The organism is Pseudomonas sp. 43(2021), from assembly GCF_017490805.1.
Classification (GTDB): domain Bacteria; phylum Pseudomonadota; class Gammaproteobacteria; order Pseudomonadales; family Pseudomonadaceae; genus Aquipseudomonas.
The window spans coordinates 111,726-125,476 of sequence record NZ_JAFGYJ010000008.1; the positions used below are offsets into that span (position 1 = coordinate 111,726).

The 13,751-nt window shown below is 63.7% G+C and carries 11 protein-coding genes; 5 read left to right on the top strand and 6 right to left on the bottom strand.

Translation table 11 applies throughout. From position 1 onward, the window contains the following. Positions 1-15: 15 nt before the first annotated feature. Together fadB and J5M71_RS09415 are read right to left on the bottom strand one after the other, a co-directional pair. Positions 16-2,163 carry a fatty acid oxidation complex subunit alpha FadB gene (gene fadB, locus J5M71_RS09410; RefSeq protein WP_207831700.1) on the bottom strand — a complete coding sequence of 716 codons (2,148 nt, stop codon included), beginning with the start codon at positions 2,161-2,163 and terminating at the stop codon, positions 16-18. Between the two features lie 611 nt (positions 2,164-2,774). Then, on the bottom strand, positions 2,775-3,212 hold the full coding sequence (locus J5M71_RS09415; RefSeq protein WP_207831702.1) for a hypothetical protein: 438 nt from the start codon (positions 3,210-3,212) through the stop codon (positions 2,775-2,777). A gap of 110 nt (positions 3,213-3,322) precedes the next feature. Here J5M71_RS09415 and J5M71_RS09420 point away from each other — a divergent pair, with 110 nt between their 5' ends. Beyond that, entirely contained in the window at positions 3,323-3,763 is a 441-nt protein-coding gene (locus tag J5M71_RS09420) for a universal stress protein (RefSeq protein WP_056806485.1), read from the top strand. Positions 3,764-3,887: 124 nt separating this feature from the next. On the opposite strand, the gene J5M71_RS09425 is transcribed toward J5M71_RS09420, so the two are convergent. Further along, the gene (locus J5M71_RS09425) at positions 3,888-5,816 is read right to left on the bottom strand and encodes an ATP-binding cassette domain-containing protein (RefSeq protein ID WP_063913893.1); all 1,929 of its coding nucleotides are present in this window, start codon (positions 5,814-5,816) and stop codon (positions 3,888-3,890) included. Between the two features lie 221 nt (positions 5,817-6,037). Between J5M71_RS09425 and J5M71_RS09430 the strand changes: the two genes are divergently transcribed. Next, complete coding sequence (locus J5M71_RS09430; RefSeq protein WP_207831703.1) at positions 6,038-7,963, top strand: transglycosylase SLT domain-containing protein; 1,926 nt, start codon at positions 6,038-6,040, stop codon at positions 7,961-7,963. 129 nt (positions 7,964-8,092) lie between these two features. On the opposite strand, the gene J5M71_RS09435 is transcribed toward J5M71_RS09430, so the two are convergent. Both J5M71_RS09435 and J5M71_RS09440 read right to left on the bottom strand, forming a co-directional pair. Beyond that, on the bottom strand, positions 8,093-8,896 hold the full coding sequence (locus J5M71_RS09435) for an MOSC domain-containing protein (RefSeq protein WP_207831705.1): 804 nt from the start codon (positions 8,894-8,896) through the stop codon (positions 8,093-8,095). Between the two features lie 56 nt (positions 8,897-8,952). After that, on the bottom strand, positions 8,953-9,888 hold the full coding sequence (locus tag J5M71_RS09440; RefSeq protein ID WP_207831707.1) for a chemotaxis protein CheV: 936 nt from the start codon (positions 9,886-9,888) through the stop codon (positions 8,953-8,955). A 351-nt stretch (positions 9,889-10,239) separates the two neighbouring features. Here J5M71_RS09440 and J5M71_RS09445 point away from each other — a divergent pair, with 351 nt between their 5' ends. The 3 genes from J5M71_RS09445 (at position 10,240) to J5M71_RS09455 (ending at position 12,567) form a co-directional block, all read left to right on the top strand. Next, positions 10,240-10,749 (top strand): histidine kinase, encoded by a 510-nt coding sequence (locus J5M71_RS09445; protein WP_207831709.1) that lies wholly within the window; start codon positions 10,240-10,242, stop codon positions 10,747-10,749. A gap of 272 nt (positions 10,750-11,021) precedes the next feature. Continuing rightward, positions 11,022-11,918, top strand: a complete 897-nt coding sequence (locus J5M71_RS09450; protein ID WP_207831815.1) for a sensor histidine kinase — start codon at positions 11,022-11,024, stop codon at positions 11,916-11,918. After that, positions 11,908-12,567 (top strand): response regulator transcription factor, encoded by a 660-nt coding sequence (locus J5M71_RS09455; protein WP_063913887.1) that lies wholly within the window; start codon positions 11,908-11,910, stop codon positions 12,565-12,567. The genes J5M71_RS09450 and J5M71_RS09455 overlap by 11 nt, the downstream gene beginning before the upstream one ends. On the opposite strand, the gene yegS is transcribed toward J5M71_RS09455, so the two are convergent. After that, positions 12,551-13,438 (bottom strand): lipid kinase YegS, encoded by an 888-nt coding sequence (gene yegS, locus J5M71_RS09460; protein WP_207831711.1) that lies wholly within the window; start codon positions 13,436-13,438, stop codon positions 12,551-12,553. The two genes, J5M71_RS09455 and yegS, sit on opposite strands and share 17 nt — an antisense overlap. Between the last annotated feature and the right edge of the window lie 313 nt (positions 13,439-13,751).

Below are 13,751 nucleotides of genomic sequence, written 5' to 3' on the forward strand. Positions count from 1 at the left end.
TAGCTCGTTGACCGCTCAGTTGAAGAAGCGCTGGCCGTTCTTGGCCATTTCACGCAGCTTGGCGGTCGGGTGGTACAGCGGCCCCAGGTCGGCGTACTGATCGGCCAGGGCAACGAATTCAGCCACACCGATCGAGTCGATGTAGCGCAGCGCACCACCGCGGAAGGGAGGGAAACCAATGCCGTAGACCAGGCCCATGTCGGCTTCGGCGGCAGTTTCGACAATGCCGTCTTCCAGGCAGCGCACGGTCTCCAGGCACAGCGGGACCATCATCCAGTTGATGATGTCTTCGTCGGTGACTTCACGCTGTTCGAAGACGATCGGCTTGAGCACGTCGAGCACGCTGGCGTCGGCGACCTTCTTCGGCTTGCCGCGCTTGTCGGTTTCGTAGGCGTAGAAGCCCTTGCCGTTCTTCTGGCCCAGGCGGTTGGCCTCGTACAGTGCGTCAACGGCCGAGCGGCGCTCGTCCTTCATGCGGTCCGGGAAGCCTTCGGCCATCACATCGCGGCCGTGGTGGCCGGTGTCGATGCCGACCACGTCCATCAGGTACGCCGGGCCCATCGGCCAGCCGAACTTTTCCATGACCTTGTCGATACGCACGAAGTCGACACCGGCGCTGACCAGCTTGGCAAAGCCGCCGAAGTACGGGAACAGCACGCGGTTGACCAAAAAGCCCGGGCAGTCGTTGACCACGATCGGGTTCTTGCCCATTTTCTTGGCGTAGGCCACGGTGGTGGCGACCGCCACTTCACTGGACTTCTCGCCACGGATGACTTCCACCAGCGGCATCATGTGCACCGGGTTGAAGAAGTGCATGCCGACGAAGTTTTCCGGGCGCTTGAGCGCCTTGGCCAGCAGGTTGATGGAGATGGTCGAGGTGTTGGAAGCGAGGATCGCATCGTCCTTCACCTGGCCTTCCACTTCGGCCAGCACGGCCTGCTTGACTTTCGGGTTCTCGACCACGGCCTCGACGACGATGTCGACATTGGCGAAATCGCCATAGGACAGGGTCGGGCGAATGGCGTTGAGTGCCTCGGCCATCTTGGCCGGGGTCAGGCGGCCCTTCTCGACGCGGTTGCCGAGCAGCTTGGAGGCCTCGTTCAGGCCCAGCTGGATGGCTTCCTCGCGGATGTCCTTCATCAGGATCGGGGTGCCCTTGACCGCCGACTGGTAGGCGATGCCGCCACCCATGATGCCGGCGCCAAGCACGGCGGCCTGCTTCACGTCGTGGGCGATTTCGTCATGCGCCTTGGCCTTGCGCTTGAGTTCCTGATCGTTGAGGAACAGGCCGATCAGGCTTTCGGCAACCGAAGTCCTGGCCAGCTTGGCGAAGCCTGCGGCCTCGACTTCCAGGGCCTTGTCACGGCCGAAGTTGGCGGCCTTCTGAATGGTCTTGATGGCTTCGACCGGGGCCGGGTAGTTCGGGCCGGCCTGGCCGGCGACGAAGCCCTTGGCGGTCTCGAAGGCCATCATCTGCTCGATGGCGTTGAGCTTGAGCTTTTCCAGCTTGGGCTGGCGCTTGGCCTTGTAGTCCAGCTCGCCACTGATGGCGCGCTTGACCAGGTCAAGGGCACCGGCCATCAGCAGTTCCGGCGCGACCACGGCATCGACGGCACCCACCTTCAGGGCGTCTTCGGCACGGTTTTCCTTGCCGGCGGCAATCCACTCGATGGCATTGTCCGAACCGATCAGGCGCGGCAGGCGCACGGTACCGCCGAAGCCCGGGTAGATACCCAGCTTGACTTCCGGCAGGCCGATCTTGGCGCTGCTGGACATGACCCGGTAGTCGGCGGCCAGGCACATTTCCAGGCCGCCGCCCAGGGCGATGCCGTTGATGGCGGCGACGGTCGGCACTTCGAGGTCTTCGAAGGCGTTGAAGATGCGGTTGGCTTCCAGGTTGCCGGCGACCAGTTCGGCCTCGGGCAGCTTGAAGTTGTCGACGAACTCGGTGATGTCGGCGCCGACGATGAACACGTCCTTGCCACTGCTGACGATCACGCCCTTGACCGAGGCGTCGGCCTGGATGGCATCGACGGCCTGGCGCAGCTCGTTCAGGGTCAGGCGGTTGAACTTGTTGACGGACTCACCCTTGAGGTCGAACTTGAGCTCGACGATGCCACTTTCAAGAGCCTTAACCGTGATGGCTTTACCTTCGTAAATCATCAACTGATCTCCACGATATGGAAGCTGAACTGTACACGCCGATCGCTGCAGCAAAAGCAGGTTTAGCTGCCCTGCCCCAGGCACACCCGTCAGCGCGCTAGTCGGAAGTATGGCTTGGCGTCATGACATACAAACGCTCAATTCATACGCCCGTTTGATTTGGGTGTGCACACATTCTCCGAAAAGATCGGCGTTGTCAAATGCTCGCAAGCAAGGTGAAAACACGACTTTCCGGTCATTTTGTAGCGTCCAGGTACTAAACATGCTGACGGTGATTGCTGACTATTCATGTCGGCGATTGACCATCAACCGCAGGAAAATGCTTAAGCTTTTGCCTTGCGCGGCGACTTCGAACGGCTACACTGGCACTTGCTTGAATGCATACCCGGCCTGCCTGGCCTTTTCTGCGCAGCAGAACGCAAAGCGGCGACTTGGCACCCCACCCCTTCAGGGTTCTGCCAAGCCGCCGCTTTGTCGTTCATAGCTATTGAAACCTCCGCATTCCCTGTGGGAGCGGGCGTGCCCGCGAAGAATTCAACGCGGTGGCTGGCACCGGCTGCGCCGGTGTTCGCGGGCATGCCCGCTCCCACAATGACCGTGCCAGACAGGTATCAGGCGAGTGCTTCGAGGACGTAGGCAACATCCTGCAATACACCCGTATCGCCCCGCTCGGTCCAGTAAAGCGCGATCATCCGGGCATCGGCCTCGACCTTGTAGACACTTGCCGGCAAGCGCGCCAGGGGCTCCATGAAGCGCGGGTCCTCGCAGGGTTCACGCCACTGGTTCAACCACACCCCCGGGGTGATCTGCCAGAAACTGAAGCTATCCTCATGCCCGCGACGACGTGCCCGATGGTATTGCGGGCACGGGCTTGGCGGCTCCTTTTCCAGCCAGTGCGGCCACTGCTGCGGCGCCAGCTGCATGGCCAGGCCCATGCGCCGCGCCTCCAGGCGCAGCTTCATCTGCTCGCTCTGCTTGCGCGAGGTGCGCAGCCAGGAAAGCGGGCTGAGAATCAGCGCAAGGATTGACACCACCAGCAATACCGTCATATCAGTAGTTCCCATAAAACGTTGCAAATGAGCTGGTTAGCCATTTTTCACGGAAGACCCGCCCGAAAGCGACCATACTTCTTCTATCGCGATTGTCAGGAGTTCCGCTCATGCAATACGAACATTTGTTGGTCGCCGTCGACCTGACCGAAGAATGCGACCCGGTGATCAAACGTGCCATGGCGCTCGCCGCGCCGTCGAATGCCAAGGTTTCGCTGGTACACATCGTCGAGCCGATGGCCATGGCGTTCGGCGGTGACGTGCCGATGGACCTGTCGCAGCTGCAACAGCAGCAGTTCGACCAGGCCAAGGAGCGCATGGAGCGCCTGTTCAACAAATACCCGGACATCCACCGCGGCGACTCGCACCTGACCTATGGCCAGCCGCGCCAGGAAATCCACCAGCTGGCCAAGGACCAGAAGTGCGACCTGATCGTGGTCGGCAGCCATGGCCGTCACGGCCTGGCGTTGCTGCTGGGCTCCACGGCCAATGACGTGCTGCATGGCGCGCCGTGCGATGTACTGGCGGTGCGGTTGCAGAAGAAGGAATGATTCAACCTGGCCGGCCTCTTCGCGGGTGAACCCGCTCCCACAGGGACCGCGCCGCTGCTGAATGCGGTGCAGTACCTGTGGGAGCGGGTTCACCCGCGAAGAGGCCGGATCAGGCTAACGCCAATCAGCCTTCCAGCTCGGCCCAGCGCTCTACCAATACATCCAGCTCGCCCTGCAGCTTCTCGATTTTCGCCAGCACCGCCGAGGTTTCCGCAATCGGCCGCTGATAGAAGCCCGCCGCATTCACTTCTTCCTGGGCCTCGGCCATGCGCTGCTCCAACTCGTCAATCTGCCCCGGCAGCATTTCCAGCTCACGCTGCAGCTTGTAGCTGAGCTTCTTCTTCGAACCATCGGCCACCGCTGCAACAGGCGCAGGCGCTGGCTTGGCCTCGACCTTTTCAACCACCGCGCTGTTGAGCTCGGACTTGCCGCCCTTGCTCTCGGTCACGCCCAGCAGCTTCGGCGAGCCACCCTGGCGAATCCAGTCCTCGTAACCACCGACGTACTCACGCACCTTGCCCTCGCCTTCGAACACCAGGGTACTGGTGACGACGTTGTCGAGGAAGGCCCGGTCGTGGCTGACCATCAGCACGGTGCCCTTGTAGTTGGACAGCACCTCCTCGAGCAGTTCGAGGGTTTCCACGTCCAGGTCGTTGGTCGGTTCGTCAAGCACCAGCAGGTTGGCCGGTTTGCTGAACAGCTTGGCCAGCAACAGCCGTGCACGCTCGCCACCCGACAGCGCCTTGACCGGCGTGCGGGCACGCTGAGGGCTGAACAGGAAGTCGCCCAGGTAGCTCAACACGTGGCGGTTCTGGCCGTCGATCTCGATGAAATCGCGGCCTTCGGCCAGGTTGTCGATAACGGTCTTTTCCAGGTCGAGCTGGTGGCGCATCTGGTCGAAATAGGCCACCTCCAGCTTGGTGCCGCGCTCGACCTTGCCTGCGGTCGGCTCCAGGTCGCCGAGCATCAGCTTGAGCAGGGTGGTCTTGCCAGTACCGTTGGCGCCCAGCAGGCCGATGCGGTCCTCACGTTGCAGGACCATGGAGAAGTCCTTGACCAGTACAGGCCCTTCGGGGTGATGGAAGCTGACATTCTCCAGCACCATCACCTGCTTGCCGGACTTTTCCGCCGCCTCGATCTGGATGTTGGCCTTGCCCTGGCGCTCGCGGCGTTCGCTGCGCTCCACGCGCAGGGCCTTCAGCGCGCGCACGCGCCCTTCGTTGCGGGTACGGCGGGCCTTGATGCCCTGGCGGATCCACACTTCTTCCTGGGCCAGGCGCTTGTCGAACAGCGCGTTGGCGGTTTCCTCGGCGGCCAGCGCGGCCTCCTTGTGCACCAGGAAGCTGGCATAGTCGCCGTTCCAGTCGATCAGGCCGCCGCGGTCCAGTTCGAGGATGCGGGTGGCCAGGTTCTGCAGGAAGGAACGGTCGTGGGTGATGAACAGCACCGCGCCGTTGAAGCCGCGCAGGGCCTCTTCGAGCCAGGCGATGGCACCTATGTCCAGGTGGTTGGTCGGCTCGTCGAGCAGCAGCAGGTCGGGCTCCGACACCAGCGCCTGGGCCAGCAGCACGCGGCGGCGCCAGCCACCGGACAGCTCGGCCAGGGTCTTGTCGGCCGGCAGCTGCAGGCGGCTGAGGGTGCTTTCCACCACCTGCTGCAGGCGCCAGCCGTCACGGGCTTCCAGCTCGTGCTGGACGTGCATGAGTTTTTCCAGGTCTTCATCGCCCTGGATGTTCAGGCTCAGGTGGTGGAACTGCGCCAGCAACTCGCCCACGCCGTCCAGGCCTGCGGCCACCACATCGAACACCGTGCGCTCGTCGGCCACCGGCAGCTCCTGTGGCAGCTCGCCGATCTTCAGGCCCGGGGCACGCCAGATTTCACCGTCGTCGCCCTTCTGCTCGCCCTTGACCAGGCGCAGCATGCTCGACTTGCCGGTGCCGTTGCGGCCGATGATGCACACCCGCTCGCCACGAGCGATCTGCCAGGACACGTTGTCCAGCAGCGGCATGGCGCCGAATGCGAGGGACACATCGCTGAATTTGAGCAGGGTCATGTTGGTCTCCATAAATCGGGCGCGCATTCTACCTGACTTGGCCCCCGACGGCATCCGCCTGGCCACCCGGCGAGGGTATTGCGACATCTGGTCGAACTTAATATCCCGATACAAGCACAGTGCTTTCACCCGCCGCCGGCAAACAGCTAAGCTAAGGCAATAGCTTCCAACAGTGCTGGCTCCGCCGTCACTTTCCCATGGTTCAACTGCCCGGACGTATCATGCGCAGCCGCCTGTTACATATTGCTTCCTGCCTGCTGCTTACCGCCGCCACCTGCGCGGCGCAGGCCGCCGACCTTACCCTGCAACGCCAGTACTATGACGAAGCCAAGCGCGCGCTGGCCAAAGGCGACAAAGGCCCGTACCTGCGCTATGCCCAGGCCCTCAGCGACTACCCGCTGACGCCCTACCTGGCCTACGACGAGCTCACCGCCCGCCTGAAAACCGCCAGCAACCAGGAAATCGAAGGCTTCCTCGCCAAGCATGGCGACCTGCCCCAGGCCAACTGGATGAAACTGCGCTGGTTGCGCTGGCTGGCCGAGCGCGGCGAATGGAACACTTTCGTCAAGTACTACGACCCCAAGCTCAACTTCACCGAACTGGACTGCCTCAACGGCCAGTACCAGCTCAGCCACGGCCTGCGCGCCGAGGGCTACGCCACGGCCGACAAACTGTGGAACGTCGGCAAGTCGCAGCCGGCCACCTGCGACACGCTGTTCGGCATGTGGGCGGCCGAAGGCCAGCTGACCGAGGCCAAGCGCTGGCAACGCACCAAACTGGCGGCCCAGGCACGCAACTACAGCCTGGCCAACAACCTGGTCAACACCCTGACTACGCTCGGCCCGCAGGGGCGCCTGCTGGTCGATGTGGCGCAGAAGCCCGAGCTGCTCAACCAGCCGTCGCGTTTCACCCCGGTCAACGAAGCCATGTCCGACGTGGTCAGCCTCGGCCTGCGCCGCCTGGCCCGGCAGGACCCGGAGCGGGCCATGGCGCTGCTCGACGACTACGCCCAGCGCATGCACTTTTCCCGTGACGAGAAGGTGGCCATCGCCCGCGAAATCGGCCTGACCCTGGCGCGCCGCTACGACCCGCGCGCGCTCGACCTGATGACCCGCTACGACCCCGAGCTGCGTGACAACACCGTCAGCGAATGGCGCCTGCGCCTTCTGCTGCGCCTGGGCCGCTGGGAAGACGCCTACGAGCTGACCCGCCGCCTGCCCCAGGACCTGGCCAGCAGCAGCCGCTGGAAGTACTGGCAGGCGCGCAGCCTGGAGCTGGCGCAGCCGAACAACCCGCAGATCCCGCTGCTGTACAAGACCGTGGCGCGTGAGCGTGACTTTTACGGCTTCCTCGCCGCCGACCGGGCACAGACGCCTTACCAGTTGAACAACAAGCCGCTGGTACTCAGCCCGCAGCTGGTCAACAAGGTACGCAACACCCCGGGCATCCGCCGTGCCCTGGAGTTCCACGCCCGTGGCCAGATCGTCGAAGGCCGCCGCGAGTGGTACCACGTCAGCCGCCACTTCAGCCGCGACGAAATGGTCGCCCAGGCGCGCCTGGGCTACGACCTGCGCTGGTACTTCCCGGCCATTCGCACCATCAGCCAGGCGCAGTACTGGGACGACCTGGACATCCGCTTCCCGATGGCCCACCGCGACACCCTGGTGCGCGAGGCCAAGGTCCGCGGCCTGCATTCGAGCTGGGTATTTGCCATCACTCGTCAGGAAAGTGCCTTCATGGAAGATGCCCGTTCGCCGGTGGGCGCCAGCGGCCTGATGCAGCTGATGCCGGCCACGGCCAAGGAAACCGCCCGCAAGTTCAGCATTCCGCTGGCGTCACCGGCGCAGGTGCTCAACCCGGACAAGAACATCCAGCTGGGCGCTGCCTACCTGAGCCAGGTGCACAGCCAGTTCAACGGCAACCGGGTGCTGGCTTCAGCGGCCTACAACGCGGGGCCGGGGCGTGTGCGCCAGTGGCTGAAAGGCGCCAAGCACCTGAGCTTCGATGTGTGGGTGGAGTCGATCCCGTTCGACGAAACGCGCCAGTACGTGCAGAACGTGCTGTCGTATTCGGTGATCTACGGGCAGAAACTGAACTCGCCGCAGCCGCTGGTGGATTGGCATGAGCGGTACTTCGATGACATGTGATTGTTGCTGAGCCTGTGCCGGCCTCTTCGCGGGCTTGCCCGCTCCCACAGGTATTGCACCACTCCTGAATGCGGTGCAGTACCTGTGGGAGCGGGTTTACCCGCGAAGAGGCCGGCACAGGCAACACAGCTACTCCAGAATTTCGACCTGCATCCCTGCCTCCAGCCACCCACTACCATCCACCGCCAGGTTCTGCCCGAACAGCACATCCCCCTCCTTCTCGCGGAAAGTCCTGAGCGTGGCCATCGGCTCGCGATCCTCACTGCGCTCGCCGGTAGCCGGGTCGATGGTGGTAAAGATGCAGCGCACGCTGGGCTTGAGCACGCGAAACTCCAGGCTGCCGATACGAATCCGCTTCCAGCCATCCTCGGCAAACGGTTCCGCGCCCCGCACCACCAGGTTGGGCCGGAAGCGCAGCATCTCCATGGGCCGGCCGATACGCCGGTTGAGCTCGTCCAGCGAACCCTGGCCGATCAGCAACAAGGGGAAACCGTCCGGGAACGCCGCCCGGTCACTGTTGAAGCCATAGCCATTGGGCAGATAACGCGCGCGCTGCTCCGGGCAATGCACCAGGCGCACGGCCTTGCCCAACAGCTCGCTCAGCCAGGCCGCCGCCGCATCGCCCGCATCCGGCACGCGCAGGGTATCGCGCCAGATGGTCACGCCGCGCAGGGCGTCATCGGCAGGTGGCACAGGCACCCGCAACGGTGCCTGCCCAGGTGTTTCCAGCAGCAACTGGCCGTGATCATCATCGCTCGCCTTGATCAGGCCAAGCCGTGGCCAGGCGCGCTGGGTCAGGAAGCGTCCGTTTTCTTCCTCCACCACCATCCAGCGCCGGTCGCCCTGCAACCCTAGCAAACCCACCGGTGAAGCCTGCAGGCTTTGCGCCTGCCCCGACTTCACCGGGTACCGATACAGCTCACTGAGAAACATCCCTGCCGCCTCGCGCCATGCCAAAACGCCAAGCTTATACCCGGCAGGGGCCGGGATCACGCAGTGGCAATATCCAGCAACAGGCGTTGCTTGACCACGTCGACCAGGCGATCAGGCTGGAATTTGGAAAGGAAGTTGTCGCAGCCCACCTTCTTTACCATCGACTCGTTGAAACTGCCGGACAGCGAGGTATGCAGCACCACGTAAAGCTGGCGCAAACGGGCATCACCACGGATCTCGGTGGTCAGCCGGTAGCCGTCCATTTCCGGCATCTCGGCATCGGTGAACACCATCAGTAGTTTCTCGCACACATCTTCGCCTGCGTCGGCCCAGCCCTTGAGCATGCGCAAAGCCTTCAAGCCATCACTGGCCACGTGCAGCTTCACGCCCAGCTGGGACAGCGTGTCGCGCAATTGCGCCAGAGCCACGCTGGAGTCGTCCACCAGCAGTACTTCGCGGCCGCGGGCCCGGGCCAGCACCGGGTCGGCGAGCTTGTCGCCGGAAACCCGCGCGTTGTACGGCACGATCTCGGCCAGCACCTTCTCCACGTCGATCACTTCCACCAGCTTGTCATCGACCTTGGTGATGGCGGTCAGGTAATGCTGGCGTCCGGCGCTGGACGGCGGCGGCATGATCGCCTCCCAGTTCATGTTGACGATGCGGTCGACACCGCCGACCAGGAAGGCCTGCACAGAGCGGTTGTATTCAGTGACGATGATGGTGCTGTCCGGCCCCGGCTGCAGCGGGCGCATGCCGATCGCCTGGGAAAGGTCGATCACCGGCAGGGTCTGGCCGCGCAGGTTGACCACCCCGCAGACGAAAGCGTGGCGCTGGGGCATCAGGGTCAGCTTGGGCAGCTGCAGCACTTCCTGCACCTTGAACACGTTGATCGCGAACAGCTGGCGGCCAGCCAGGCGAAACATCAGGATTTCCAGGCGGTTCTCACCCACCAGTTGCGTGCGTTGGTCTACCGTGTCGAGAATGCCAGCCATTGGAAAACCCCCAGCCTTGAGTCGGAAAAAGTGAAATCATCCACCCTGTATCGGCGGCTTCACGCACACCTTGACCCTTGCGGGAAAATGCCGTGAAGGCAATTGATATCACTTTACCATCATGCTTTACTGCGAGCAGCTTGGGCTGAGCCAGCGGGACTGCAAAAGTTCCCCACCTGAGCCGAGCATCAGGGAAACCCTTAGCCACAATCGGGTGCAACCTGATGTTCGCGATATCCTTTAGCCATTAATGTGACGCCATTCTCATTGCATGAATGGAGTCAGGCTTTTGCTAGCTATCGTTTTGGCGTGCCCGCCACCTGCGCCTGCCCCACGCGCGGGAGCATCATGATGGACAGCGCCTTATCGTTCGATGACGCCCTGCAGGGGTTTCTGCTGGATGCCCAGGTGCTGCTGACCCAGGCCCAGGAATGCCTGCAGCACCTGGAACTGATCGATAACGACCCGGATGCCTGCCACTGCCTGGACAATACCCTCGGCAACCTCGCTCGACAGGCCACACACCTGGGCCTGCGCGAAGTTGCCCATTACACCACCGCCCTGCAGCAGTTGCTGGCCCCGGCCTGCCATGGTGGTTGCCTGCAGCGCGAAGCCCTGCCCGCAGTAGGGGCCTGCCTGACCCTGCTGGCCTGGCAACTGGAACTGGTCGATCCGTGTACCGGGCGGCTTAACCTGGACATTGGCGAGCAACTGGTGCTGCTGGGTGAACTGGCCAAGGTCGTGCGGCAACCTTTTACACGAGCCTGCATACCCTGCGACGACCAAGGCAACGTATGCATCCACCCGCACACCGAGATGGCCGACGGCACGCAGCCAGGCCGCTCATCTCCCAGATATTGACCCGACGCGAAGTGCAACCAGGCACGTTGCGCGATCAAGCCGGGTGGCACTTTGCTACCCGCCAGCGCCCGTCTGGCAGGCGTTTCAAAGCGCTACCCGACCGCGACCGATGCAGTGCAAAGTGGTAATATGCGCCCCCACAAACGCTTGCAACCTGCAGCAAGGTCGCAAGGTCTCGTGTACGAAAAAAACAATCGAAAGTACTGCACCAAAGCCTCTGACAAGGATTGTGCAAGGCCTCCATCAGCAATACTTCAGTGGCTTCCCTACTTATGTTCCCACGCTTGAAGACTCCTTTGCGTTGCGGCTCCCGCACTCCCCTGCTGCGCTGGGCGACGGTCGGGCTGTGCGTGGCCTCGCTGGTCGCCAACCTGTTGCTGTACCTGGCCGACCAGTCGATCCCGGCCAGCCTGCTGGTGCTGCAGTTGGCCGCCACGCTGGGCGCCGCCGTGCAGCTGGGCCTGCGCGCCAGGTCGATCAGCCTGCGCCCGGCGGAACTGGCCGAGCGCATGCTCAAGGTCCAGGAAGACGAGCGCCAGCACCTGAGCCGGGAACTGCACGACGACATCGGCCAGCTGCTCACCGCCGCCAAGCTGCAGCTGCAGTGGCTGCAAAGGCGCATGCCCGATGAGCTGCAAGGCCACTGCGACGCCCTGCGCAGCACGCTGGATGACACCTTGGGTAACGTGCGCGATGTCTCCGCCCTGCTCAACCCGCGGCAGTTGGCCAGCCTTGGCCTGGAAGCCAGCCTGCGGGCACACCTGATGCGCACCCTGGGCAACAGCGGAGTGAACTGGAGCCTGGCGTGCAACCAGCGCCTGGGCGGCATCGACGAGGCCGTGGCCATGGCGGTGTTCCGCATTACCCAGGAAGCCGTGACCAACATGCTGCGCCATGCACAGGCACACAACCTGGTCGTCCGTCTGCAGCGCACCCCCGAGGGCTTGGCGTTGTCGATCCACGACGATGGCCGTGGTTTCGTACCCGCCAGGCAACCGGCCGAAGCCGGCCAGCGCGGCTTGGCCGGCATGCAGGAGCGGGTAACCGCGTTGCAGGGCAGCCTCGACATCACCAGCCAGCTCGGCCTGGGCACGCGCATCGAGGCGGTGTTCCCATGGCCACCGCGCACCCAGCAACGCGCCAGGAGTACTGCCACCCATGACCTGTAGACTGCTGCTGGTGGACGACCACTCGCTGATCCGTGCCGGGGTGCGCGCACTGGTCTGCGACATCCCTGGCTATGATGTAATCGGTGAAGCCGACGATGGCAGCCAGTTGCTCGAACAGGTACGCAAACTGGCGCCGGACATCGTCTTGCTGGACATCTCCATGCGTTCGACCAGCGGCCTGGATGCTCTCACCCAACTGCGCGCCAGCGGCAGCACCTGCAAGGTGCTGATCCTGTCGATGCACACCGACCCGGACCTGATCATGCGGGCCCTGGAAAGCGGCGCCCACGGCTACCTGCTCAAGGACACCAGCGCCACCGAACTGGAGCAGGCCCTGGCCGCGGTGCGCAACGGCGAGCGCTACCTCAGCCCAGCCATCGCCCATACGGTCATCAACCAGGCGCTGCAGCGCGCCAGGCAGGGCAAGCAACCCGCTGGCGAGCGGCATAACCTCACGGCGCGACAGCTGGAGATCCTGCGCCTGATCGTGCGCGGCAAGGCCACCCGGGAAATCGCCACCGGCCTGGGCCTGTCGATCAAGACCGTGGAAACCCACCGCTCGCAAATCATGAAACGCCTGCAGATCCATGACGTGGCCGGCCTGGTGCTGTTCGCCGTGCGCGAGAAAATCATCAGCCTGGACGACTGAGCAACGGCGACCCGGCCGGCAGGTGCAGGCGCAGTGCAGCGGGCCTGGCCTGGAAGCGCAACGTGTCTGCCTGCGCCGGCTCACCATCGAGGTTGATGTCCAGCCCCTGCGAGCACTTGATCTCGACCCAGGGCAACCGGGCCCGGACGAACAGCCCGTTACCGGCCAACAGGTCACGCAGCGCCCCGACCATCTCCTGTGGTGCCGGCAGGATGGCGATGTCGAGCAAGCCATCGTCCACCAGCGCCTCAGGGCACAGCACCTGCCCGCCCCCGGCCTGGCGGCCGTTGCCGATCCCCAGCGCCAGCAGGTCACCCTGCCAGTGGAAGTCCGGCCCTTGCAGCGCCACCGAGGCCGCCTGCAGTTCGCTGAAGCGCGACAACCCGGTGAACAGGTAGGCGGCGGCGCCCAGCACTTTCTTCAGGTCTTCGGAGGTGTTGGCCGTGACCTGGCTGCCAAAACCGCCCGTGGCCATGTTGAGGAACAACTGGTCGCCGGCCTGGCCCAGGTCTATTGGCTGTGCAGGTATGTTCAGCAAGGCCAGCGCCGTGGCGGGCTCCAGGGGTATGCCGGCAGCCCTGGCAAAATCGTTGGCCGTGCCGAGTGGCAACAACGCCAGGCTGGCCTGGGTACCCGCCAGGCCCATGGCCTCGGCAACATCGCGCAGCGTGCCATCCCCGCCTCCGGCAACGATATGGCCGTAACCGGCAGCCAGCGCTTCGTTGACCAGGCGCTGAGCGTCACCGGCCTCCCAGGTGACCCGCACATCCAGCACCCAGCCGCTATCGCGCAGGCCGTGCACGGCGCTGCGCAAGTCTTCGTTCATGGCCTGCTTGCCGTGCAGGATCAGCATTGCCTTGCGCCCTTGCATATACGCGCCTCCGTGAAGTGATCACCCCAGATCTCGACCCTCTGCAATCCCGGATCGTTGCATGCCCACAGAAAATAATGGGCCAACGCGGTCAATTTTGTGGGAGCGGCCATTGCCGGGGCCGCTCTGCGGCCCTATCGCGACACAAGGCCGCTCCCACAAGTGACCGCGTTGGCCGGCCATTAACCGACAAGCGTTGGCCTGTCTTTTTCCCAAGTGTGGCAATGCACGGCTATGCTCAGCAGATACACCTTTCTTGCCATGGACGCGCCCCGGCAGTGGTTTTTACCACTGCCGCCTAAGGGCGCGTCTT

Excerpts from the sequence above, each read along its gene's own strand:
- J5M71_RS09420 (WP_056806485.1), top strand. The coding sequence starts at position 3,323 with ATGCAATACGAACATTTGTTGGTCGCCGTCGACCTGACCGAAGAATGC.
- J5M71_RS09415 (WP_207831702.1), bottom strand. The coding sequence starts at position 3,212 with ATGACGGTATTGCTGGTGGTGTCAATCCTTGCGCTGATTCTCAGCCCG.
- J5M71_RS09425 (WP_063913893.1), bottom strand. The coding sequence starts at position 5,816 with ATGACCCTGCTCAAATTCAGCGATGTGTCCCTCGCATTCGGCGCCATG.
- yegS (WP_207831711.1), bottom strand. The coding sequence starts at position 13,438 with ATGCAAGGGCGCAAGGCAATGCTGATCCTGCACGGCAAGCAGGCCATG.
- fadB (WP_207831700.1), bottom strand. The coding sequence starts at position 2,163 with ATGATTTACGAAGGTAAAGCCATCACGGTTAAGGCTCTTGAAAGTGGC.
- J5M71_RS09445 (WP_207831709.1), top strand. The coding sequence starts at position 10,240 with ATGGACAGCGCCTTATCGTTCGATGACGCCCTGCAGGGGTTTCTGCTG.
- J5M71_RS09450 (WP_207831815.1), top strand. The coding sequence starts at position 11,022 with ATGTTCCCACGCTTGAAGACTCCTTTGCGTTGCGGCTCCCGCACTCCC.
- J5M71_RS09440 (WP_207831707.1), bottom strand. The coding sequence starts at position 9,888 with ATGGCTGGCATTCTCGACACGGTAGACCAACGCACGCAACTGGTGGGT.
- J5M71_RS09435 (WP_207831705.1), bottom strand. The coding sequence starts at position 8,896 with ATGTTTCTCAGTGAGCTGTATCGGTACCCGGTGAAGTCGGGGCAGGCG.
- J5M71_RS09455 (WP_063913887.1), top strand. The coding sequence starts at position 11,908 with ATGACCTGTAGACTGCTGCTGGTGGACGACCACTCGCTGATCCGTGCC.
- J5M71_RS09430 (WP_207831703.1), top strand. The coding sequence starts at position 6,038 with ATGCGCAGCCGCCTGTTACATATTGCTTCCTGCCTGCTGCTTACCGCC.